At 72.4% G+C, this 21,928-nt stretch carries 22 protein-coding genes; 7 read left to right on the top strand and 15 right to left on the bottom strand.

Annotation, left to right across the window (positions count from 1 at the left end; genetic code table 11):
- Positions 1 to 5: 5 nt before the first annotated feature.
- Together ID574_RS34890 and ID574_RS34885 are read right to left on the bottom strand one after the other, a co-directional pair.
- Positions 6 to 1,190, bottom strand: coding sequence for an SRPBCC family protein (locus ID574_RS34890; RefSeq protein WP_188193262.1), 1,185 nt, complete (start codon positions 1,188 to 1,190; stop codon positions 6 to 8).
- Positions 1,191 to 1,195: 5 nt separating this feature from the next.
- Entirely contained in the window at positions 1,196 to 1,699 is a 504-nt protein-coding gene (locus ID574_RS34885; protein ID WP_188193261.1) for a hypothetical protein, read from the bottom strand.
- A gap of 296 nt (positions 1,700 to 1,995) precedes the next feature.
- Between ID574_RS34885 and ID574_RS34880 the strand changes: the two genes are divergently transcribed.
- Complete coding sequence (locus ID574_RS34880) at positions 1,996 to 2,169, top strand: CsbD family protein (RefSeq protein ID WP_188193260.1); 174 nt, start codon at positions 1,996 to 1,998, stop codon at positions 2,167 to 2,169.
- Positions 2,170 to 2,243: 74 nt separating this feature from the next.
- Here ID574_RS34880 and ID574_RS34875 read toward each other — a convergent pair whose 3' ends face one another.
- Genes ID574_RS34875 through ID574_RS34840 form a run of 8 tightly spaced genes read right to left on the bottom strand, consistent with a single transcriptional unit; the run spans position 2,244 to position 11,042 of the window.
- Positions 2,244 to 3,671, bottom strand: coding sequence for an aldehyde dehydrogenase family protein (locus ID574_RS34875; protein ID WP_188193259.1), 1,428 nt, complete (start codon positions 3,669 to 3,671; stop codon positions 2,244 to 2,246).
- Positions 3,668 to 4,951: a P1 family peptidase gene (locus ID574_RS34870; protein WP_188193258.1), complete on the bottom strand. Its 1,284-nt coding sequence runs from the start codon at positions 4,949 to 4,951 to the stop codon at positions 3,668 to 3,670. The genes ID574_RS34875 and ID574_RS34870 overlap by 4 nt, the downstream gene beginning before the upstream one ends.
- Positions 4,951 to 6,123 carry a M20 family metallopeptidase gene (locus tag ID574_RS34865; RefSeq protein WP_223167376.1) on the bottom strand — a complete coding sequence of 391 codons (1,173 nt, stop codon included), beginning with the start codon at positions 6,121 to 6,123 and terminating at the stop codon, positions 4,951 to 4,953. Before ID574_RS34865 ends, ID574_RS34870 begins: the two co-directional genes overlap by 1 nt.
- Positions 6,120 to 6,920: an ATP-binding cassette domain-containing protein gene (locus ID574_RS34860; protein WP_188193257.1), complete on the bottom strand. Its 801-nt coding sequence runs from the start codon at positions 6,918 to 6,920 to the stop codon at positions 6,120 to 6,122. Before ID574_RS34860 ends, ID574_RS34865 begins: the two co-directional genes overlap by 4 nt.
- A complete protein-coding gene (locus tag ID574_RS34855; protein ID WP_188193256.1) occupies positions 6,889 to 7,803 on the bottom strand; it encodes an ABC transporter ATP-binding protein in 915 nt (304 codons plus the stop codon). The genes ID574_RS34860 and ID574_RS34855 overlap by 32 nt, the downstream gene beginning before the upstream one ends.
- Entirely contained in the window at positions 7,790 to 8,623 is an 834-nt protein-coding gene (locus tag ID574_RS34850) for an ABC transporter permease (protein WP_188193255.1), read from the bottom strand. The genes ID574_RS34855 and ID574_RS34850 overlap by 14 nt, the downstream gene beginning before the upstream one ends.
- Positions 8,620 to 9,558 carry an ABC transporter permease gene (locus tag ID574_RS34845; RefSeq protein ID WP_188193254.1) on the bottom strand — a complete coding sequence of 313 codons (939 nt, stop codon included), beginning with the start codon at positions 9,556 to 9,558 and terminating at the stop codon, positions 8,620 to 8,622. The genes ID574_RS34850 and ID574_RS34845 overlap by 4 nt, the downstream gene beginning before the upstream one ends.
- Complete coding sequence (locus tag ID574_RS34840; RefSeq protein WP_188193253.1) at positions 9,555 to 11,042, bottom strand: ABC transporter substrate-binding protein; 1,488 nt, start codon at positions 11,040 to 11,042, stop codon at positions 9,555 to 9,557. Before ID574_RS34840 ends, ID574_RS34845 begins: the two co-directional genes overlap by 4 nt.
- Before the next feature lie 113 nt (positions 11,043 to 11,155).
- On the opposite strand from ID574_RS34840, the gene ID574_RS34835 reads away from it, so the two are divergent.
- The 5 genes from ID574_RS34835 to ID574_RS34815 all read left to right on the top strand — a co-directional run bounded on the left by ID574_RS34835 (position 11,156) and on the right by ID574_RS34815 (position 16,472).
- On the top strand, positions 11,156 to 11,896 hold the full coding sequence (locus ID574_RS34835; RefSeq protein ID WP_223167375.1) for a FadR/GntR family transcriptional regulator: 741 nt from the start codon (positions 11,156 to 11,158) through the stop codon (positions 11,894 to 11,896).
- Positions 11,897 to 11,951: 55 nt separating this feature from the next.
- Positions 11,952 to 12,917 (top strand): adenylate/guanylate cyclase domain-containing protein, encoded by a 966-nt coding sequence (locus ID574_RS34830; protein WP_188193251.1) that lies wholly within the window; start codon positions 11,952 to 11,954, stop codon positions 12,915 to 12,917.
- Positions 12,918 to 12,965: 48 nt separating this feature from the next.
- The gene (locus ID574_RS60390; RefSeq protein WP_223167374.1) at positions 12,966 to 13,820 is read left to right on the top strand and encodes an NUDIX hydrolase; all 855 of its coding nucleotides are present in this window, start codon (positions 12,966 to 12,968) and stop codon (positions 13,818 to 13,820) included.
- Positions 13,821 to 13,852: 32 nt separating this feature from the next.
- Positions 13,853 to 14,707 (top strand): amidohydrolase family protein, encoded by an 855-nt coding sequence (locus tag ID574_RS34820; RefSeq protein ID WP_188193250.1) that lies wholly within the window; start codon positions 13,853 to 13,855, stop codon positions 14,705 to 14,707.
- A 199-nt stretch (positions 14,708 to 14,906) separates the two neighbouring features.
- Positions 14,907 to 16,472 (top strand): benzoate-CoA ligase family protein, encoded by a 1,566-nt coding sequence (locus tag ID574_RS34815; protein WP_223167373.1) that lies wholly within the window; start codon positions 14,907 to 14,909, stop codon positions 16,470 to 16,472.
- Here ID574_RS34815 and ID574_RS34810 read toward each other — a convergent pair.
- The 5 genes from ID574_RS34810 to ID574_RS34795 form a co-directional block, all read right to left on the bottom strand.
- On the bottom strand, positions 16,469 to 17,464 hold the full coding sequence (locus tag ID574_RS34810) for an LLM class flavin-dependent oxidoreductase (RefSeq protein ID WP_223167372.1): 996 nt from the start codon (positions 17,462 to 17,464) through the stop codon (positions 16,469 to 16,471). The two genes, ID574_RS34815 and ID574_RS34810, sit on opposite strands and share 4 nt — an antisense overlap.
- A 14-nt stretch (positions 17,465 to 17,478) precedes the next feature.
- Entirely contained in the window at positions 17,479 to 18,237 is a 759-nt protein-coding gene (locus tag ID574_RS34805) for an aminotransferase class IV (RefSeq protein ID WP_188193249.1), read from the bottom strand.
- Between the two features lie 413 nt (positions 18,238 to 18,650).
- Positions 18,651 to 18,896 (bottom strand): zinc ribbon domain-containing protein, encoded by a 246-nt coding sequence (locus ID574_RS60385; protein WP_223167425.1) that lies wholly within the window; start codon positions 18,894 to 18,896, stop codon positions 18,651 to 18,653.
- The gene (locus ID574_RS34800) at positions 18,794 to 19,429 is read right to left on the bottom strand and encodes a hypothetical protein (RefSeq protein ID WP_223167371.1); all 636 of its coding nucleotides are present in this window, start codon (positions 19,427 to 19,429) and stop codon (positions 18,794 to 18,796) included. The genes ID574_RS60385 and ID574_RS34800 overlap by 103 nt, the downstream gene beginning before the upstream one ends.
- A gap of 93 nt (positions 19,430 to 19,522) precedes the next feature.
- Positions 19,523 to 20,563 (bottom strand): LysR family transcriptional regulator, encoded by a 1,041-nt coding sequence (locus ID574_RS34795; RefSeq protein WP_188193248.1) that lies wholly within the window; start codon positions 20,561 to 20,563, stop codon positions 19,523 to 19,525.
- 63 nt (positions 20,564 to 20,626) lie between these two features.
- Between ID574_RS34795 and ID574_RS34790 the strand changes: the two genes are divergently transcribed.
- Complete coding sequence (locus ID574_RS34790) at positions 20,627 to 21,889, top strand: MFS transporter (protein ID WP_223167370.1); 1,263 nt, start codon at positions 20,627 to 20,629, stop codon at positions 21,887 to 21,889.
- Positions 21,890 to 21,928 lie beyond the last annotated feature (39 nt).

Below are 21,928 nucleotides of genomic sequence, written 5' to 3'. Positions count from 1 at the left end.
GGTTGTCACGCCCGCCGGGAGGCCGCCCTGCGGCGAACCGGTGACGGAGCCGGCTCCTCCACGCGGGGCCTCGGCACCCGGCGCTCGGCCCGCTCTCTCCCCGGACGCTCCCGGGCGATCTCCTTCTCCTCGGCCTCTTCTTCCTCTTCGGCGGGCTCCTCTTCCTCGGGCTCCTCCTCCTCTTCTTCTTCCTCCTCCTCTTCCTCCTCTTCGGGCTCCTCTTCCTCTTCGGCTTCCTCCTCGGCCTCCGCCTCGGCCTTCGGCTTCTCCACCTCGGCCTCCGGCTCCTCCGCCTCGGCGGCCGCCTCCGGCTCCTCCTGCGGACGCTCCTCGCCCCGCTCCTCCCGGAGGGCGGTCTCGTGGTCCTTGACGACCTTGCCGTCGTGGATCTCGCCGCGCCAGCCGTCGGCCGCCATCTCGTCGGGGTGCAGCATCGTCTCCTTCATCACGTGCCGCGCGAAGTGCTTGAGCTCGAGGCGTGCCCGCCTGCCCTGCGCCCGCCACATGTTGCCCATGCGCTCGAACAGCCCGTGCGGGTGGTACTCGAGCACGAGCACGACCCGGGTCAGTTCGGGCGCGAGCTCGTGGAACGTGACGGCGCCGTCGACATGTCCCTTGGCGCCCTTGGAGCGCCAGATGATCCTGTGGTCGGGCACCTGCTCGATGATCTGGGACTCCCACGTCCGATGCGACCAGAAGACCTGCGCCTTCCACATGAGCTTTTCGTCGGAGGTCTGTTCAACGATCTCGACCTTCTTCATGAAGCTCGGGAAGTCCTGGAACTGCGTCCACTGGTTGTAGACCACCCGTACGGGGGCTCCGATGTCGACGGATTCGACGATGTTGGTGAGCTTGACCTTCGTGCCTTTCCGCTTGCCCCTCTTGAACAGCCCTTCGGCGACTCCCTTGACGGCTCCTTTGAGTGCACCTTTGACGGCGCCCTTGGCGATGCCGCCCTTCACGGCCGATCCGGCGCCGGTCTTGCCGCTGAGCGCGGACATCAGGCCCGATCCGGTCCCCTCCGCGAAATCGGTGAGCCTGCCTGTCGTTCCCTCGAGCCGGTCCGCGAGCGTGGCGAGCGACCGCTCCGCCACGGCCCCGGCCAGATTCCGCAGCTCGTGCTTGAGCCGGTCCGTCGGCACCTCCTTGAGGGCCTCCTGCACCGGCTTCGTCTTCGTATCCTGGGCCACCCGACTCACCTCCGGCCCCTGGCCGCCAGGCGCGGTTCGCGCTTGGCCCCTGCCGCCTCTTCACGCGGCCTCCTGGCGGAGACCTTCTCCCTGGGCTCCGGCTCTTCCGGCTCCTCTTCTTCGAAGGGCTCCTCCTCCTCGAAGGGCTCCTCCTCCTCGTACTCCTCCTCGCGGCCTTCCGCCCTGGGCGCTTGGGGCGTGCGCAGCGCCTCGGCGCGGTCGTGGATCTTCGAGCTCAGCGTGTCGATCTGCCTGCTGGTGGCGGCCACGGCGGCTGCTTTGCCGGCCTCCGTCAGGTCGCTGCGGAGGCGGTCGAAGACGCTCTCGAGCTCGGGGGACGCGCCGAGCGCCTTGAGTAGTCCTTGCGCGAGCGGGCCGCCGCCCTCGCCCCGGCGCAGCCGTCCGGCCACTCCGGCCGCGACCAGCGCGGTCGCCAGGCGCAGTTTGTGCCGGCGGCCGAGGTAGTACCCGGCCGCGATGGCCAGCGCCACGCGGGTTGTGTCTTTCATGATGAGCGCTCCTCGATCTCCCGTGTCGCCTCCATCGCCCGCCCGGAGCGGGGTGCCGTACAAGAGAAGCGATCGCGAAGGATGCCGCTATGGAAGGGAGCCACCGGCCCCGAAATCACGCCCCCACCTACCCTCCGATCAGGACAAACAAACTCATACATGGACTAACTGGAGCGATCCTGACGATAGTGGTACAAAAGCCGCGCCTCCTCCGGCGACGACCGACTGGGGGAGGCGCATATTCGCGCGCTGTCCGGGCAGTGGAAAGCGCAAGTGCCGCACGTGGGGAGGCCGACATGGCCGAGAAGGACAAGGCCAGGGGAAAGGCCAAGGAGACTAAAGGAAGAGCCAAAGAACGTTTCGGGGAGGCCACCGGCGACCGGTCTCTGCAAGCCAGGGGCAAGGCGGAAAAGGCGAAGGCCAATCTCCGGCAGGCAGTTGAGAAGGTGAAGGACGTCTTCAAGAAGTAGTGGTCATTCGGCACTGGGATGACGGCGGCGGAGGCCCGTGAACGGGCCTCCGCCGCCGTCTGTGGCGCATTCCGTCAGGGCCGGATGATCGCCATCCTGGTGACGGTCAGCTCCTCGATGGCGAAGCGCGGCCCTTCGCGACCGATGCCGGAGTCCTTGACGCCGCCGTACGGCATGTTGTCCGCCCGGAACCCCGGCACGTCGTTGACCACCACTCCCCCGGCCTCGATGCGCTCGATCGCGGCGAACGCCGTGGCCAGCGACCTGGTGAAGACCGCCGCGTGCAGGCCGTACCGCGAGCGGTTGAGCGCGGCGAAGGCGGCCTCCAGGTCGGGCACCGGGCGGACGCACACCACCGGGCCGAAGATCTCCTCGTCCCATGCGGCGGCCCCGTCGGGCACGCCGGCCAGCACGGTCGGCGCGATGGCCCTCCCGTCGCGGTGCCCGCCCGTGACGACCTGCGCGCCGGAGGCGGCGATCCACTCCAGCACGCGGTCGGTGGCGGCCTCGTCGATGAGCGGGGCCACCCGGGTCCCGGGCAGGCGGGGGTCGCCGACGGTGACGTTCTTGACCCGGCCGGCCAGCAGGGACGCGAACTCCTCTGCGACCGGCTCCTCCACCAGCACCCGCTGGACGGAGATGCACGCCTGGCCGGAGGCGTAGTAGCCGCCGCGCACGACCGCGTCCGCGGCGGCCTCCAGGTCGGCGTCCGCCGCGACGATGAGGGCGGCGTTCGAGCCGAGCTCCAGCAGGACCTTGGTGGGGGCGGCGGCGCGGGCGATGGCGTGGCCGGCGGCGGCCGAGCCGGTGAAGGACACCGCGCCGATCCGCCGGTCCTCGACCAAGGTGCGGCCGACCTCGACGTCGCCGGTGACGAGCTGCACGGCCGCGCCCGGGAGTGCCTCCGCGGACCGCAGGAGGTCGACGAGCCAGAGCGTGGCCAGCGGGGTGGCGGGGGCGGGCTTGACGATCACGGGGCAGCCGGCGGCCACGGCGGGCGCGATCTTGTGGGCGGCCAGGAGCAGGGGATAGTTGAAGCCCGTGATCCCGACGACGACGCCGATGGGACGGCGCGTCCAGAACCCGATCAGGCCCTCCCCGGAGGGCAGCAGGTCGAGCGGCACGGTCTCGCCGTGCAGCCGGGCCACCTCCTCGGCGGCTGTGGCGAGGGTGAGCAGCGTCCTGGCCACCTCCACCTTGCAGTCGGCCAGAGGTTTGCCGGACTCCAGGACGAGCAGGCGCTCGAACTCCTCGCGCCGGGCGGCCAGGGCGTCGTGGGCCCGGGTGAGGGCGGCACGGCGGGCGTGCGAGGGCAGCGCGGCCATCGCGGGGGCCACCGACAGCGCCTCGTCGACAGCCCTGGCGGCGAGGGCGGGAGTGCCCAAGGGCGCCGTGGCCACGATCGAGCCGTCGTACGGGAAGACCACGTCCGCGGTCTGATCGGTTTCCACCCATCCGTCCCCGATGGGCAGGCCGGCCGGCCATGCGGTTCCGATGGTCATGAGACTCCCCCTGTGGCGCTCGGGAACACGTCGAGGTACGCGGGCGCGTCCTCGCGGCCGGTCGCGGCGAGGATCGCGTGGGCCACGGCGCGGCTGAAGACGTCCGCCGCAGCCGCCAGGAGGTCCTGGAACGCGTCCTGGGCGGGGGCGGGGCGGGCGCAGGTGGCCAGGCCGAAGATCGTGTCGCCGTCGGTCATGGTGTGGGCCGGTCTGATCGCCCTGGCCAGGCCGTCGTGGGCGACCGCGGCCAGCTTGCCGCACCGGGCCTTGGTCAGGGTGCTGTCGGTGGCGACCACGCCGATGGTGGTGTTGAACGACGGGGCCTTGACGGGTTTCCAGGCTTCGACCTCGTGGGGAGCTGGGGAGCGGAGATGATCGAACTCGCCCGGGAGGCCGTAACGGGCGCCGGCGAGGGTGCCGCCGACGGGGTCGAGGACGGAGCCCACGGGGTTGACCACGGCCAGCGCGGCGACCGTGGTGCCGTCGGGCAGGAGGGCGCTGGCCGTGCCGACTCCTCCGGCCAGCCCGCCCGCCACCGCCCCGGTCCCGGCCCCGATCGACCCGCTCGCCGTCGGGGGCGCCGTTCCTTGAACGGTTCCGCCGCCGGGGGGTGCGGTCCCGTCGAGGCGAGGCGGCGTGAAAGCGGCCCCGCCGTCCGGGGGTGTGGTCCCCTCAGGGCGAGCGGCCGTGACAGCGCTCCCGCCGTCTGGGGTCGCTGTCCCTTGTGGAGGAGGCGCAGGAGTGGGCGATGCGAGGAAGGGGGAGCGGTCCCCGGGCGTGCCACCCGCCGACGCGTCGCTCGCAAGCGCGGCGGGCGGGGACGCGGCGGGCGGGGACGTGGCGGGCGGGGATGCGGGGAGGGCGGCGTCGTAGGCGGCCATGCCCAGCGCCGCGTCCGGCACGGCGCGGAAGGCGCCGCCGCGGCCCAGGTCGAAGATGACGGCCGCGGGGACGATGGGCACCACGCCGCCGCTCACCGGGTAGCCGATGCCCGCGTCCGCCAGCCTGTCCATCACCCCGCAGGCCGCCGCCAGCCCGTACGCGCTCCCGCCCGTCAGCACCACGGCGTGCACGCGCTCGACCAGATTGCGCGGATCGAGCAGCTCCGTCTCACGGGTCCCCGGCGCGGCGCCCCGCACGTCCACCCCGGCCACGGCGCCCTCCGCCGCGGCCAGGACGACGGTGGTGCCGGTGCGGTGGCCGCCGCCCACCCGGTGGGCGTGCCCCACCCGCAGCCCCGCCACGTCCACCAGCGAGTTCGTCGGGCCGGGACGCATCATCAGTGGTCACCGTTGAGGAAGCGCCGCGCCGCCTCGGCGAACACCCGGGTGCAGCGGACGATCTCCGCGACCTCCACGTACTCGTCGGCCTGGTGCGCGATCCACTTCCCGCCGGGCCCGTACACGACGGACGGGATCCCGCCCCAGTGCGTCAGCACGGTCCCGTCGGTCGAGCCGGGCACCCCGCCGTACACCGGCTCCTCCCCCGTGACCGCCCGATGCGCGGCGGCCAGCGCGGCCACCACCGGCTCGGACACGGGCACGTCCACCGGCGGCCGGTCCACCAGCACCGACACCTCGGCGGCGATCCCGTCGCAGGAGGCGAGGGCGGCCACCCGGTCGGCGATCTCCTTGTGCTCGGCCCCGGGGATCGTCCGCACGTCCACGAAGACGGAGGCGACGGCCGGGATGACGTTGACCTGCGGCTCGGAGCCGGCCTGGAGGACGGTCGGGGTGACGTACACCTCGCCGAGGTGCTCGTGCGCCGGATGCCGCCGCTGCAGCTCCTCCTGCAGCGACCGCAGCCCCACCAGCAGCGGGCCCACGGCCTGGATGGGGTTGCGGCCGTGCTGCGGCATCGCGCCGTGCGCCATCTTGCCGGTGAGGTCGACCCGCAGCCGCAGCGCGCCCTTGGCGACCGCGCAGATCTCGCCGGCCTCCGGCTCGGCGACGATCGCGCCGTCCACGCCGGCGGCCAGCCCCTCGGAGACGAAGTGGTGCGCGCCGAGCATGAGGCCTTCCTCGTCTGCCAGCGCACACACCTTGATCCGCCCGGGGAACGGCCCGGCCAGCTGGAGGGCGCGGGTGGCGTAGAGGGTGGCGGCCAGGCCGGACTTCATGTCGGCGCTGCCGCGCCCCCACAGCTTCCCGTCGCGGATCTCGCCGCCGAACGGGTCCACGGTCCACGTGGACAGGTCGCCCTCGGTGACGACGTCCGTGTGCCCCTCGAACATCAGCGTCGGCCCGTCCCCGCCGCCGCCCTCGACCACGGCCACCACGTTCGGCCGGTCGGGCGCCACCTCGTAGACCCGCGGCTCCCAGCCCCACTCCCGCATCTTGGCCGCCACCAGCTCGGCCGCGGCCCGCTCGCGCCGCCCGGGGTCGTTGGTGCTGGGGATCCGCACCAGCGCCTGCGTGAACTCCACCACTCCATCGGCATCGACGTCGATCACAGCAACCCCTCCAATGTCGGTACGGCCTGCAGCAGCGTGCGGGTGTAGGGGTGGGCGGGCGCGGCCCACACCTCGTCCACCGGGCCGGTCTCGACGATCTCGCCCCGGCTCATGACCGCGACCGTCTCGCACACGTGCCGCACCACGGACAGGTCGTGCGAGACGAACACGAGCGTCAGCCCGAGCTCGTCGACGAGGTCGGCCAGCAGGTTGAGTATCTGCCCGCGCACCGAGACGTCCAGGGCGCTGACGGGCTCGTCGGCGACCAGCACCTTCGGGCGGGGCGCGAGCGCGCGGGCGATGGCGATGCGCTGCCGCTGCCCGCCGGAGAACTGGTGCGGGTACCGGTCGGCGGCCGCGGCGGGCAGCCCGACCTCGTCGAGCAGCTCGGCGACCCGGTCGCCGACCGGGAGGCCGAGGGCGACGAGCGGCTCGGCGACCAGGTCGCGCACGCGCATGCGGGGGTCGAGCGAGCTCATCGGGTCCTGGAAGACGATCTGGAGGTTCTCGCGGAGGAAGCGCAGGCTCCGCTCCGGCCTGCCGGTGATCTCCTGCCCGTCGAACGCGATGGTGCCGCTGGTGGGCCGGTCGAGCGCGCACAGCAGGCGCAGCAGGGTGGATTTGCCGGACCCGGACTCGCCGACGATGCCGTACCGCTCGCCCCGCCCGATCGTCAGCGACACGTCGCGCAGCGCGTGGACGGCGGCGCCGGGTTTGGTCAGCGAGGTGCGGGGGCGGCGGTAGACGCGGTTCAGGCCGCGGGCCTCAATCAGCGGGGTGCCAGCATGCGTGGGCATGGCCGTCTCCTGTCAGCGCCGGTGCCGTCTCACATTCGGGGGTGGCGTGCGGACAGCGGTTCCTGAACACGCAGCCGCCGGGGAAGTGCCCGGCCGCCGGGACGCTGCCCTTGATGGTGGGCAGGCGGGTGCCGCGCGGGGTGAGCTTGGAGGCGGCCAGCAGTCCCTCGGTGTAGCGGTGGCGGGGCCGGGTGAAGACCTCACGGATGGGGCCGCTCTCGACGACGCGGCCACCGTACATGACCAGGACCCGCTCGCAGACGCTCGCGACGACGGCGAGGTCGTGGGTGATGAACAGCAGCGCGGGCGCGACCTCGGCGATCAAGTCGAGCATCTGCTTCTGCACGGTGACGTCGAGCGCGGTGGTGGGCTCGTCGCAGATGAGCAGCTCGGGCTCGTTGGCGAGCGCGATGGCGAGCATGACGCGCTGCCGCTGCCCGCCGGACAGCTGGTGGGGGTACGCGCGGGCGATGTGCGCCGGCTCCGGCAGGCGGACCCGCTCGAGGAGGTCCAGCGCCCGGGCGCGGGCCTCCTGGCGGCCGCGGCCGTGCAGGGTCATGACCTCGGCGACCTGGGCTCCGATCCGCATGAGCGGGTTGAGGGCGGTCATCGGCTCCTGGAAGACCATCGACAGGTCGCGGCCGCGCAGCCGCTTCAGCCGCCCCTCGGGGACGCCGACCAGGTCGCGGCCGTCCAGCGTGGCCCGTCCGGCGGCGGTGACGCCCTCGGGGAGCAGGCCCATGAGCGACAGCGCGGTCAGCGACTTGCCGGATCCGGACTCGCCGATGAGCCCGACCCGCTCGCCCGGCGCGATCTCGAAGGACACCTCGCGCACCAGCTCGACGGCGTCCGCGCGCACGGTCAGGTCCTCAACCTTCAGCACGGATCCTCCTGAGCTTGGGGTCGAGGAAGTCGCGCAGGCCGTCACCGAGGAGGTTGAAGCCGAGCACGGCCAGCGCGATCGCCAGCCCGGGCCAGAGCGCCAGGCGCGGGGTGGAGAACAGCAGCTCCTGCGACTCCTGCAGCATCCGCCCCCATGACGGGGTGGGCGGGCGGGTGCCGAAGCCGAGGAACGACAGCGCCGCCTCGGCGAGGATCGCGATGGCGAACGACACCGACGCCTGCACGATCAGCACGGAGGAGATGTTCGGCAGCACGTGCCGCACCGCGATGGCCGGGCGGCGGCGCCCGGCGGCCCGGGCGGCCAGGATGTAGTCGGTGACCATGACCTGGAGGGTCGCGGCGCGGGCCACGCGGGCGAACGCGGGCACGGTGGCCACCCCGATCGCGATCATCGCGGTCAGCGTGCCGGCCCCGTAGACCGCGCCGAGCATGACGGCCAGCAGCAGCGCGGGGAAGGCGAAGACGAGGTCGTTGACCCGCATGATCAGCTCCGACAGCCAGCCGCGCGGCGTCATCCCGGCGATCACGCCGAGCGGCGCTCCGATCACGGCGGCGATGCCGACGGCCACGATGCCCACGTAGAGGGTGGTGCGGGCGCCGACCATGAGCTGGCTGAAGGTGTCGCGGCCGTACTTGTCGGCGCCGAGCAGGTAGCCGCCGCCCGGCTCGCGGAGCTTGCGCGCGGCGTCGACGAACGTGGGGTCGTGCGGCGTCCAGAAGAACGACGCCAGCGCGGCCAGCACCACGATCCCGACGAGCGCGCCGCCGACCAGCAGCCCCGCGTTGAGCCGCCCTCTCATCGCAGCCTCGGGTCGAGCAGGTGGTAGGTCACGTCCACCACGAAGTTGATCAGCAGCACGGCCGCCACCAACACCATCACCACACCTTGGACGAGCAGCAGGTCACGCCCCGCCACCCCGTTGAGCAGCAGGTCGCCGAGCCCCGGGATGACGAAGACCCGCTCCACCACGACCGCGCCGACGAGCAGCGTGGCCAGCTGCAGCCCGAGCACGGTGACGACCGGGATCGCGGCGTTGGGCAGCCCGTGCCGCCACAGCGCGCCGGTGCTGCCGCGGCCCTTGGCGCGGGCGGTGCGCAGGTAGTCCTCGCGCATCACGTCGAGCACCGCGCTGCGGACGTAGCGGGTGAGGACCGCGCCCTGGACCAGGCCCAGCGACAGCCACGGGAGCAGCAGGCTCCGCAGCCACTCCCCCGGGCTCTCGGCGAACGGGACGTATCCGCCGGAGGGCAGCGCCTGGGCCTGCACCGCGAAGACGAACACCAGCAGGATGCCGGCCAGGAACGCGGGGACGGCGATGCCGGCCTGGCTCACCGCGCTGATGACCGCGCCCAGCGGGTTGCGGTGGTGCACGGCGGCGAACGTGCCCAGGGGCACCGCGATGACCAGCGCCACCACCATGCCGCCGAGCACGAGCACGGCCGTGACGCCGAGCCGGTCGCTGATCTGCGGGCCGACGGGCGAGCTGGTCACGTACGAGGTGCCGAAGTCGCCCTGCACCAGCCCGCCGAACCAGTCGAAGAACTGCACGACGGCCGGCCGGTCGGTGCCGAACTGGCGGCGCAGCTGGGCGACCGCGTCCGGGGTGGCGTTGACGCCGAGCGCGATCTCGGCCGGGTCGCCGGGCAGCAGGGCCATGAACGCGAACACCACCACACCGGCCACGGCGATGCTCGCGAGCAGCACCGCCAGCCGTTTGACGAGGTAGAGCGTCACTGCTTGGCGAGCGCGGTGAAGTCGAAGGACTCCGCGATGGCGTTCTTCGGCAGCCCGGTGACGCCCTTCTTCGCCACGATCAGGTTGGGGAAGAGGAAGAGCCAGTCGGCCGCGGCGTCGTCGGACAGCAGCTTGGCGGCCTTCTTGAGGTCGTCGGTCTGCTGCTGCTCGGTGCCCTCGTCGGCGGAGGCGAGCAGCTTGCCGAACTCGGGGTTGTCGTAGTGGAAGTAGTACGACTTGTCAGCGAATATGCCCATGTCGCGGGGTTCGACGTGGTTGATGATGGACATGTCGTAGTCGCCCTGCTTGAACACCACGTCCAGCCAGCGGGCCGGGAACTCCAGGGGCTCGATCTCGGCGTTGATGCCCACCTGGGCCAGCTGCGACTTGACGACCTGCGCGCTGTTGACCGCGTACGGCAGGTTGGGGATGCGCATCTTGACGGTGAGCGTGTTGCCGCCGAGCAGCTCCTTGGCCTTGGCCGGGTCGTACGGGTAGTCGCCCGTGCGGTCCTCGTACCACGGGTCGGTCGGCGGGACCATCGAGCCGATCAACTGGCCGCGCCCGGCCCAGGCGGTGTCCAGCAGCGCCTTGTGGTCGATGGCGTGGCGCACGGCCTGGCGCGCCTTCTTGTCGTTGAACGGCGGGCGGGCGTTGTTCATCGACAGCACCACCTCGCCGTTCGTGGTGCCCTCGATCGTCTCGAAGCGGTTGGGGTCGGCGAACTGCTGCAGCGACTCGGGCGCCTGGACGCTGGAGATGACGTCGATGCCGCCGGTCAGCAGCGCGTTGTTCATGGCCGTGGCGTCCTTGAAGTACTTCAGCGTGATCGACGACAGCGACGGCTTCGCACCCCAGTAGGAGGGGTTGGCGTTGAGCTGGATGGAGTCGCCGCGCCGCCACGAGCCCAGCACGTACGGGCCGGTGCCGACCGGCTTGTTGGCCAGGTCGGCGACGCCGGTGCGGCTGAACATGGCGCCGAGCCTGGTGGCCATCGAATAGAGGAAGCCGTTGCTGGGCCGCTTGAGCGTGACGACGGCGGTGGAGTCGTCCTTCTTCTCCACCTTGTCCACCACGTCGAGCTGCGACTTGATCTTCAACTTCCAGTCCGTCTTGACCCGGTCGAGCGAGAACACCACGTCGTCGGCCGTGAACGGCGCGCCGCTGCTGAACTTCACGTTCTTGCGCAGCGTGAACGTGTAGGTCTTCCGGTCGCCGGAGACCTCCCACTTCTCGGCGAGGAGCGGCATGATCTTGCCGTCCTGGTCGAGCTTGACCAGGCCCTCGTAGACGTTGACGAGCAGCGCCTGCGGGATGGCGGCGCCCTCGGTGGAGGTGAAGTCCAGGTTCGCGGGCTCGGCCACGAACCCGACGGACAGGGATTGGGCGGCCGGGGTCGAGGTGCCGCCGCCGGAGTCGCCGCCGCAGGCGGCCGTGCTCAGCAGGAGACCGCCCATGGCGATCCAGATCCCGATGCGCCTCATGTCTTGCAGCCTCCTGGCTAGTGCACTGGTCGGACCAGTAGGCTACGCACATTGCCAGCCGGCGGCGGTTCTGGTCAAGGGGGCGTGCAGTGAGTGGTCCACGGTTCGAACCGGTGCGTGCCGTGCGCGCCTATGAGCGCGTCGTCGAGCAGGTCGAGGGGGCGATCGAGAGCGGGGCCCTGTCCCCGGGCGAGCGGCTGCCGAGCGAGCGGGAGCTCATGGTGCAGTTCTCGGTCAGCCGGTCGACCGTGCGGGAGGCGTTGCGCGTGCTGCAGGCCCGCGGCCTGGTGCGGTCGCGGCCCGGCGACCCGAACGGCGCGGAGGTGCTGCCGTTCTCCCCTGCCGCGCTGCACAAGTCGATGACCACGCTCGCCCGCGTGTCGGAGCTGTCGCTCGGCGAGCTGGTGCAGTTCAGGATGGTGCTCGACTCGGCGGCCATCCTCCTCGCCGCGCGGCTGCGCACCGAGGAGCAGCTGGCCGAGATGGCGGCGGCCGTGGAGCGCATGAAGGAGGCCGACAGCGAGGCCTTCGGCGCCGCCGATGTCGCGTTCCACGACGCGGTGGCGCGGGCCAGCGGCAACAAGCTCATCCAGATCTGCACCGACGTGGTCCGTTCGATCGTGGTGGACCTGATCGCCGGCAAGATCGCCTCCGCTCCCGACGGGGAGGCGCTGATGCGGCGGAGCATCGGCCATCACGAGGAGGTCCTGGCCGCGGTCCGCGCCGGCGACGGCCCTCTGGCGGCCCGCCTGTCACGCCAGTCCATGTACGACTACTACGCGGACTACATCCCCGCGGAGGAACGGGTCGCGTTGCGGGCCCTGCTGGACTACGGGGACATCGGCGGCCCCTGAGATGCACGCCAAGCCGCTGGAGTGATTTGTCCCACAGAGTGTTATGTTTTCCCACGTGGCGCGCGTTGATGGGGACGGGCTGGCTGAGGCCTTTCTGCGCGAGCCGCGCCGCTATACCAGCCACCAGGTCGCCGAGATGGCGGGTGTGCCGGTCTACCGCGCGCGGCGTTTCTGGCGTGCTCTCGGGTTCGCGAACGTCGCCGACGACGCGGTCGAGTTCACCGACTCCGACGTCGAGGCGCTGAAGACGCTGCTCGGCATGGTGAGCTCCGGCGTCTACGACGAGGAGCACGTGCTGCTGATGGCCCGCTCCCTGGGCGCGGCCACGGCCCGGCTGGCCGAGTCGCAGGCCGAGCTGGGCGTGGAGGTGCTGGACCAGGCGGGCGTCCCGCTGGCCGACCGGCCGCGGGCCTGGCGCCGGCGGGCCGAGCGGGTGGTGCCCGACCTGGAGAAGCTGCTGGTCTACGCCTGGCGGCGGCAGCTCGCCGCCGCCGCGGGCCGCATCGCCGAGCAGGACATGAGCTCGGTGCGCCTGGCCGTCGGCTTCGCCGACCTGGTCGCCTTCACCCGGCTGAGCCGGCAGATCACGGGGAGCGAGCTGGCCACCCTGGTCGACAGGTTCGAGGGCCGCTCGGCCGACATCGTCACCTCCACCGGCGGCCGGGTGGTCAAGACCCTGGGCGACTCGGTGCTGTTCGTGGCCGACAAGTCGCACGTGGCGGCCGAGATCGCGCTGCGCCTGGTCGAGATGCACACCCGCGTGAAGGGCATGCCGGAGTTGCGGGTGGGACTGGCGTCCGGGCCGGTGATCTGGCGGATGGGCGACGTGTTCGGCACGACCGTCAACCTGGCCAGCCGGCTCACCGCGCTGGCGCTGCCCGGCACGATCCTGGCCGATCCGGCGATGGCGGAGGAGCTGGAGGGCGACCGGGCCTTCCGGCTGCGCGAGGTCAACCGGCTGTCGGTGCGCGGGCTGGGCGAGCTGGCGCCGTTCACGGTCGTACGGGCGGGAGCCGCCTGACGCGCGGCTCATGTGCGTCCGGCCCACCCCTGACGCAAGACTGGGTCCATGACACAGGACGGGGACGCGGGCGTGCCGGGCTCGCTGGCGAGGGTGCTCGGCGACGTGGCGGCCGAGCGGGCGGCGCAGGACGAGATGTGGGGCATGCAGGAGCTCCCCGACGGCACCGGCGGCGGGCGTACGGCGGCCGACTCCGGCCGGGCCAGGCAGGAGACGGAGACGGCGGCCGGGGACGGCACGCTGACCTGGCGGCACATCCTGGCCGAGGAGGTGCTGGAGGCGTTCGCGGAGGCCGATCGGGACCGGTTGCGCGCCGAGCTGGTCCAGGTGGCCGCGGTGGCCGTCAAGTGGATCCAGTCCCTCGACCGCCGCCCGGCGCCGGCCGATCGCCTTATGACGCCGGGCGACCGCCGCGAGGCCGCGGCCGCCGCCCCGGGCGGCCACCGCGAGGCCCCGGCCGCTGCCCGGGGCGACCGCTTCCGGGCGATCGTGGACGTGCACGTCATGCTCGTACGCGGCGCCGAGATCCTCCTCGCCCGCCGCGCCGGCACCGGCTACGGCGACGGCCTGTGGCACTTGCCGTCGGGACACCTGGAGGAGGGTGAGGCGGCCACCGCCGCCGCGGTGCGGGAGGCGGCCGAGGAGGTCGGGGTGACGGTCGACCCGGCCGACCTGACGTTCGTCCACGTCATGCACCGCGCCCCCGAACGGGTCGGCCTCTTCTTCACCACCGGGAAGTGGATCGGGGAGCCGTGCAACGCCGAGCCGCACAAGTGCTCGGAGATCGCCTGGTGGCCCATGGACGCCCTGCCCGACGACATGGTCGATTATCCGAAGGCGGCGATCGCGAAGATCGTGGCAGGAGTCCCGTTCGCGGAGCACGATTGGTCTACAGATCATTGATGATCCGCTAGCGGATTGTATACAGTCGGGGCATGCTCGACGGACGACTGCTCATCGACGCCCACCTGCACCCGGCCCGGCTGTCCACGCTCAAGCCCGCCTGGAAGCGCTGGGCGGAGCAGTACGGCGCTCCCGGGTGGCGCTCGGCGTTCGACGACGACGGGGTGATCGTCCCGGCGGCGTTCGACGAGCTGCTGGAGGCCGAGGGCGTGGACCGGGCGATCCTGCTGTGCGAGTACAGCCCCAAGGCCACCGGGATCCAGCCGGTCGAGGATCTGCTGCCGATCGTCAAGCACAACCCGGACCGGTTCGCGTTCCTGGGCAACGTCAACCCGCACCTGCACTATCCCGTCGCCGCCGAGGTGCACAGGCAGGTGGACCTGGGCGCGGTGGGGCTCAAGCTGCACCCCGTGCACGGCGGCTTCTCGGCGGCCGACCCGATGCTGTATCCGGCGTACCAGGCGTGCGTCGAACGGGACGTGCCGGTGGTCGTGCACTGCGGCACCAGCACCTTCCCCGGCTCGATGAACTCCATGGCCGCGCCCGAGCTGCTCGACCCGGTGCTGCGCGACTTCCCCGACCTGACGCTGGTGCTCGCGCACGGCGGCCGGGGCTGGTGGTACGACCAGGCCGCCTTCCTGGCGCTCATGCACGACAACGTCTGGATCGAGCTGTCCGGCCTCCCGCCGTCCCGGCTCCCCGACTACTACCAGCGGTTCGACCTGCGGCGGCTGGCCCGCAAGTTCATCTTCGCCACCGACTGGCCCGGCGTGCCCGGCGTGGCGCGCAACGCCCGGGCCGTGGCCGCCCTGGGCCTCGACGACGACACGCTCGGCCTGGTGCTCGGCGGCAACGCGATGCTCGTCTACTTCTCACGTACCGCATAGGGCTCGACGCCTGCGCCCAGGGCCGGCCGCACGAGCCTGTACCGCTTCAGAACGCACGTGTACGGTATGAGCCGGAGCTTCTCCGTTTCGTCACACCGCAGCTGATCGCGTCCATTTTTCACGCTACAGACGGTTGACGGCAGATCGGTGCTGTGTGGAGGATGCGCCGACGAATGTCCGCCTGGGGATGGGGACGGCCATGATGCCCGAGTCGTTCAACGCCAGCGTCTTTCTCGTGGACCGCCAGGTCGAGGCCGGCCGCGGCGATCGGTTGGCGGTGACGGGCCCCGCGGGCGCCCTCACGTACGCCGAGCTCGCCGCCCGCGTCGCCGAGCTGGCCGCCGCGCTGCGGGAGCTGGGCGTCCGGCCCGAGGAGCGGGTGCTGCTCGTGATGTCGGACCGCCCCGAGACCGTGATCACCATTCTGGCGGTCATGCGGATGGGCGCGGTGGCCGTGCCGGTCTCGACGATGTACAACGCCGCCGAGCTGACGACGCTGTTCCGGGACTCGCGGGCACGGGTGGCGGTGGCCACACCCGAGTTCGCGCCCGCCGTGCGCGAGGCGGTGCGGAACTCTCCCGAGGTCACCATGCTGATCCTCACCGAAGGCGCCGAGGCGCCTGCCCGGCTCTGGTCCGACGTCCTGGCCGCCGGACGGGCCGCCGGAGGGGCGGCCGCGCCCGCGTACGACAGCTGGCGGGACTCCCCCGCTCTCTGGCTCTACACCTCCGGCACCACCGGCGCACCGAAGGCCGCCATGCACCGGCACGGCGCGATCCGCGACGTCTACGAGACCTACGGCCGCCAGGTGCTCGGCGTCCGGCCCGACGACCGCTGCCTCTCCGTGGCCCGCCTGTTCTTCGCCTACGGCATCGGCAACTCGATGTTCTTCCCGCTGGCCGCGGGCGCGACGGCGATCCTCGACCCGGCCAGGCCGACACCCGCCGGCGTGATCGCGCGGGTGATGGAGGAGCGGCCGACGCTGTTCTTCGCCGGGCCCACCTTCTTCGCGGCCCTGCTCGCCGCCGACGCCCCCGCCGACGCGTTCGCGTCCGTACGGCTCGCCGTGTCGGCGGGGGAGGCCTTGCCCGCCGAGATCTACCGGCGCTTCACCGAGCGGTTCGGCGTGGACATCATCGACGGCCTCGGCTCCACCGAGGCCCTGCACATCTTCATCTCCAACCGGCCGGGACAGGTCCGGCCGGGCAGCTCCGGCACGGTCGTGCCCGGGTACGAGGCCAGGCTGCTCGACGACGCCGGCAACCCGGCAGCGGACGGTCAGCCCGGCCACCTGTACGTCCGCGGCGACTCGATCGCCACCGGCTACTGGTGCCGTACCGCCACCACCCGCCAGGTGTTCCAGGGCGAGTGGCTGCGGACCGGCGACACCTATGTCCGCGACGAGGACGGCTTCTACCGGTGCCTGGGCCGCTCCAACGACATGATCAAGGCGGGCGGCATCTGGGTGTCGCCCATGGAGGTCGAGGCCAGGCTCCTGGAGCACGCGTCGGTGGGCGAGTGCGCCGTGGTGGCCCACATCGACGCCGCCGGGCTGGAGAAGCCGGTCGCCTGCGTGGTGCCCGCCCCGGGCCGCACGGTCGACGCCGCCGAGCTCGTCGCCTTCTGCCGCGACGGCCTGGCCGCCTTCAAGCGCCCGCGCGAGGTGCTGGTCGTGGACGAGTTGCCGAAGACGGCCACCGGCAAGATCCAGCGCGTGGTGGTCCGGCAGCTCGCCGCCGACCTGCTGGGCAAGCACCGCGCCTAGCGCGCCCGTACGATGCCCGCCAGCCGCCGGTAGGAGTCGAGGCGCCGGTCGAGGTCGTAGGTGTTCATCGTGACGAGCACCTCGTCGGCGCCGCTGGCCTCGACCAGCGAGTCCAGGGCGACCGCGACCTCCCGCTCGGTCCCGTGGATCCGTCCCTTGAGCGACTCCTCCAGGTGGGCGCGCTCGCGCGGGCTCATCTCCAGGGCCAGGACCTCCTCCGCGGGGACCAGCGGCGGGAACGCCCCGCCGGTCCGCGACCTGGCCATGGACCACGCCTCCGGCAGCTGCAGCAGCGCCGCCTCCTCGGCCGTCCCGCCGATCGCGACGTCCGCCGCGACCACCACGTACGGCTCCGCCGCCCACGCCGACGCCCGGAACCCGGCCCGGTAGCGGGCCACGGCGTCCACCATCCGGGGCCCGGCTCCGATCACCATCGGCAGCCCGTGTGCCGCCGCCAGGTCCGCGCCCGACCCCATGGCCAGCACGAACACCTGGGGCCGGAGCCCCTCGGCAGGCAGCGCGTGCACCCCGGGGTGGGCGGTCTGCGTGCCGGTGAAATAGCCGAGCAACTCGCCGAGCGCGTCACCGAACCCGTCCGCGTCCTCCTTGCCGTGCCCGAGCGCCCTGCGGATGCCTCCCGTGAAACCCACAGAGCGCCCCAGGCCCATGTCGACGCGGCCGGGATACAGCGACTCCAGCACGCCGAACTGCTCGGCCACCACCAGCGGCCGGTGATTGGGCAGCATCACGCCGCCCGTGCCCACCCGGATCTCCTCGGTCGCCGCGGCCACGGCCGCCGCCAGCACCGTCGGCGCCGACCCCGCCACCCCGGGCACGCTGTGGTGCTCCGACACCCAGAACCGGTGGTATCCCAGCTCCTCCGCCTGCCGCGCGAACCGCACGGTGTCACGCAGCGCGGCGGCCGGGTCGGAGCCCTGGCGGACGAGGGAGCGGTCGAGGATCGAGTAGGCGGTCACGTACGTGTGCAACACCCGCGATCACCGGATCAATCCAGCGGATCCCACGCCACCCGGTCGTAGAACCCGATCACGCTCGCCATCAGCTCGCGATCCTGCCGGAGCTCGACGTCGCCCACCCGGCCCACCGGCACCACGCCGCGCGAGTTGCACAGGAAGACCTGGTCGAGGTCCGGCAGGGCGGAGACCTTCAGCGGGCGCCGCTCCTGCGGCACGTCCATCCCCTCCAGCAGCCTCATCGTGATCCCGTGCAGCATCGGCGCGTCCGGCCAGACGAGCCCGCCGCCCGCGAAGCCGCCCAGGTTCGTGATCGCGCCCTCGCTGATCAGGCCGTCGCCGGTGGTCAGCAGCGCCTCGTCGAAGCCCTCGCGGGCGACCTGCCGGATGAGGTGCGCCTGCGCGAACCCGGCCGCCTTCTTGATGTGCGGCAGGAACCGCTGGAAGACGACCGGTTTGACGCTCTGAGGGCGGCCGGACAGGTGGAACGGGGGCGCGGACGTCGCCATGACGCGCGGCCGCCGGCCGGCCTCGACGACGTACACGCGCACGCTCGCGTCCCGCGCGTCGTCGCCGAGGACCGTCCGGATCGAGTCCAGCACGATCTCCCGGTCGAGGGCGAGTCCGAACAGCTCCAGGTTGGCGCTCTCCAGCCGTTCGAAGTGCAGCTCCAGCCCGCGGACGCGCCGGTCTCTGATCTGCATGGCCGTGAAGTGCCCGTAGCGGGCCTCCAGCGCGAAGCGCACGTCGGCGTCCACCAGCCTGCCCTCGATCGCGGCGCGTCCCGTCACGTGATCTACCTTATGTACACGGCCGCCTTCCAGCGGACCCGGCGGTTCGTGGACTCGCCCCACGTGGCCAGTCTGCCGCTGATTCGCACCGGCTTGCCCTTGGGACGGCGAGCACAGTCGGCCCCAACTGGTACGGGCCCTTCTCCCAAACGTCGCAGAGGCCGGTCACATGGGTTTCCACGCCGCCGATCTTGTAGGTGAACCATATCCGCGAGGCGCCCTCACCCGTGCAGATCTGCTCCAAGGAGACCTTCCCGCTGGGGCTCTTCACCACCAGCTCGGCCACCTCCGCCACGGGCGGGCCCTCGTAGATATGCCCTTCCTGGGAGCCGGCTCTGATAGCCGGCCGTCAGAGCTTGCCGACGTTGACTTGCTCCCCGGCCTGAAGTGAAGTCGGGGGATTCCCGTGCCGCTCACGCGGCAGTTCGCGGCGCGTCACCCGCGCCGGGAACTGTGGTACGGGGTGCTTGACGCTTCACCGACCCGATGGGGTCTCCACGCCCTGACACGACCAGCCCGGCCGCCTGACCTCTCGTCCTGATGTTCTTGGCAGCGTTCACATCAGCGTGCTCGACATGCCTGCAGGAGGTGCACCGGAAGGCCGCTTTGGCTCTCGCGGCTCTTCGCGTCCACCGCCCCGCAGGCCGGGTTGGAACCAGGTTTGTGACGTGTACGCGGGATCAACGACCCGGATGTCGGTGCCGGTGTAGCGGGCCTTGGACCGCAGCGCGGCCTCCAGCCCGTACCAGCCCTTATCCAAGATCGATCGGTTCAGCCCGGCTTTGGCCGCGCGCCCGTTGGGCAGGTAGGCCCCCGGCGCGCCGGGGTCGGGTCTCGGCGCGACGCAGGCGGTCATCGCCCGGACGTTCAGCCTCTCCAGCGTCACGATCGCATAGTCGCGGGTGAGCCGGTGCGCGGCCTGGGCGTTGAAGTCCGCCCGCCGCCACCGCGCCCGCCGCATCAGATCACCCATCGCCCGAACGACCCGCCGACGCCGGTTCGACCCCTTCTTCGATCGGGCGAGCCGACGTTGGAGCCGCAGGTACCGTCTTGCCTCGCCCGCCGTGAGGAACCCCGTACCGCCTGCATCGCCATCGGTCTCGGCCGGCGGCGCCATCGACGACACGCTGCTTTCACCGGCGTGACGGCGGTCGAAGAACTCCCCATCACTGGTGACCGCAGCGGTGGCCACCCCTCGGTCCACCCCGGCATGCCGCTCGGGACGGGCGTGTTCGCTCACCTTGAGTGCGCGCTACGCGCTCCGGCCTGTCCCTGCTCCGCCGGGTCATCCCATGCCGGGGACCGCATTCATCCCCGGCCTGAAAGCCGGAGGTCGAGGCTTTCTGCGGACCATCGGTAACGACGCATCGACCGCGACCCCGGGTTGCCCGGACGGCGGGCGGAATCCGGGTCCGAGATCCACGGTCTCCGAGCACACATGGTCGCGGAACGCCCGCGCCGCCGGCGTCAGCCGCTCCCCCGCGAGCCAGCTCACGCCGATCGTCCGGAACACCGGTGGCGACAGCGGGATCTCCACGACGGCCGAGCCGGGTCCGGACTCCGAACGGGGCAGGATCGCGACCCCGAGTCCGGCGGCCACGAGCCCCCGCACCGTCTCCGACTCCTGGCCCTCGAACGCGATCCGCGGCTCGAACCCGGCCGCCGCGCACAACTCGTCGGTGATCTGGCGCAGTCCGTACCCGTGCTCCATCGTCACCAGCCCCTCCCCCGCCAGCTCTCCGGCCCGCACCCGCCCGCGCCCCGCCAGGCGGTGGGACGACGGCACGGACAGCACCAACTCCTGCTCGGCCAGCGGCCGGCCGTCCAGGTCAGGGTCGTCCAGCGGCATGGGAGCCACGAACACCAGGTCGATCTCACCCTCGCGCAGCGCCCGGAGCATGTCCTGGCGCGACCCCTGCGCGAGGCTGAAGCGGACGTGCGGGTTGCGCTCACGGAAGGCGCGGATGAGCGACGGGACGAGCGTGCGGCCGAGCAGGTGCAGGAAGCCGAGGACGACGCGGCCGCTGGCCGGATCGATCTCCTCGCGCACCTCGCGGGCGGCGCCGGCGACCGTGCTCAGCGCGCGGGCGGAGGCGGCGGCCAGCGTGCGGCCCGCCCTGGTCAGGCGGACGCCGCGGCCGGACGGCAGCAGCAGCGGGGCGCCGACCAGGTCGGAGAGGGCGGCGAGGCGGCGGCTGGCGGTGGGCTGGGGAATGCCGAGGAGCTCGGCGGCGCGCGTCACGTGGCCGGTCTCCCCGACGGCGGCCAGGAGTGCCAGGGCGGGGGCGAGGCGGGCGGCCAGCTGCTCGTCCGATTCATACGTCACAGTATTAATTGTCGGCTATATCTGCATTGGACGCATTTATTAGCCTTGCTTAGCGTTGGGTGGGTGGTCATCCAAGCTCAGCAGGCTCCCGAGGCGACCGGCACCCGGCGGGTGAGCGCGGCCGTGGCGGCGGCCGGGCTGTCGTCGTTCGCGCTGTTGTACGCGCCTCAGCCGGTGCTGCCGCAGCTGGCGGCCGCGTACCGGCTGGATCCGGGGAGCGCGTCGCTGGCCATCGGAGTGGCCACGTCCGCGCTCGCGGTGGCGGTGCTGCCGGTGGCCGCGCTGGCCGAGGCGGTGGGACGGCGGCGGATGATCATCTGGTCGGTGCCGGTCTCGGCGGTGATCGGGCTGCTGCTGCCGCTGGCGCCGTCCTTCCCGGCGCTGCTCGTCATGCGGGCGGTGCAGGGAGTGGCGATCGCCGGGTTCGCCGGGGTGGCGGCAGCGTATCTGGCCGATCAGGTGGGGGCCGGGCGTCTGGCCGGAGCGGTGGGCGCGATGATCGCGGGCAACTCGGTCGGCGGCATGCTCGGCCGCCTCGGCACCGGCTTCGCCGCCGGCCCCCTGGGCTGGCACGGCTCCCTGGCGGTGGTGGCCGCGGTCGCTCTCGCATGCGCCCTCTTCGCCGCCCTGACTCTGCCCCGCTCGGGAGGCGCGCACCCCGGCCGCCCGCCCTCCCAGCCTCCGGACGGAGATCTGGCCCCGGACGGAGACCCGGCGCGGACCAGACGGGCCGGGGGCGGCGCATCGGGCGGGCACGGGGTGGGGATGCTGGTGCCCTGTGCAGTCGCCGCGCTCGCCATGGGGGCGTTCGTCGCGCTCTACAACGCCGCGGGGTTCCGCCTGGCCGCGCCTCCCCTCTCGCTGGCCCCGGCCGCCGCCTCTCTGGTCTTCCTCTCCTACGCCACGGGCACCGTCTCCTCCTCCGCCGCCGGCCGGCTGACGGCGCGCCTGGGCCGTACGGGGGCCCTGGTCACGTCGCTGCTCGTCACGACGGCGGGCGCGGCGCTCACCCTGCACGCCTCGCTGCCCGTGATCGCGCTCGGCTTCGCCGTGCTGACCGCGGGGTTCTTCGCGGCCCACGCGATCGCCAACGCCTGGGTCGCCGCCCAGGCGTCCCCGCGGGCCCGCGGCCGGGCCGCCGGGCTCTACACCCTCTGCTACTACCTGGGCAGCGGCGCCGGCGGCACGGCAGGCACCGTCGTGTACGGCCACGCGGGCTGGCCCTGGCTGATCGCCCTCACCTCGGCCTGGCTCCTCCTGGCGGCGCTCGCCGTGCTCCTCACCCGCAACCCGGCCGTGTCTCGAGCCTATGATTCATCACTTTGAGGTTCTCTTCCGATGAGCTGACCTCGACACAGCAGGCGG

The organism is Nonomuraea sp. SYSU D8015 (assembly GCF_008065375.1).
Taxonomy (GTDB): domain Bacteria; phylum Actinomycetota; class Actinomycetes; order Streptosporangiales; family Streptosporangiaceae; genus Nonomuraea.
This window is presented reverse-complemented; position numbering and strand designations above follow the sequence as displayed.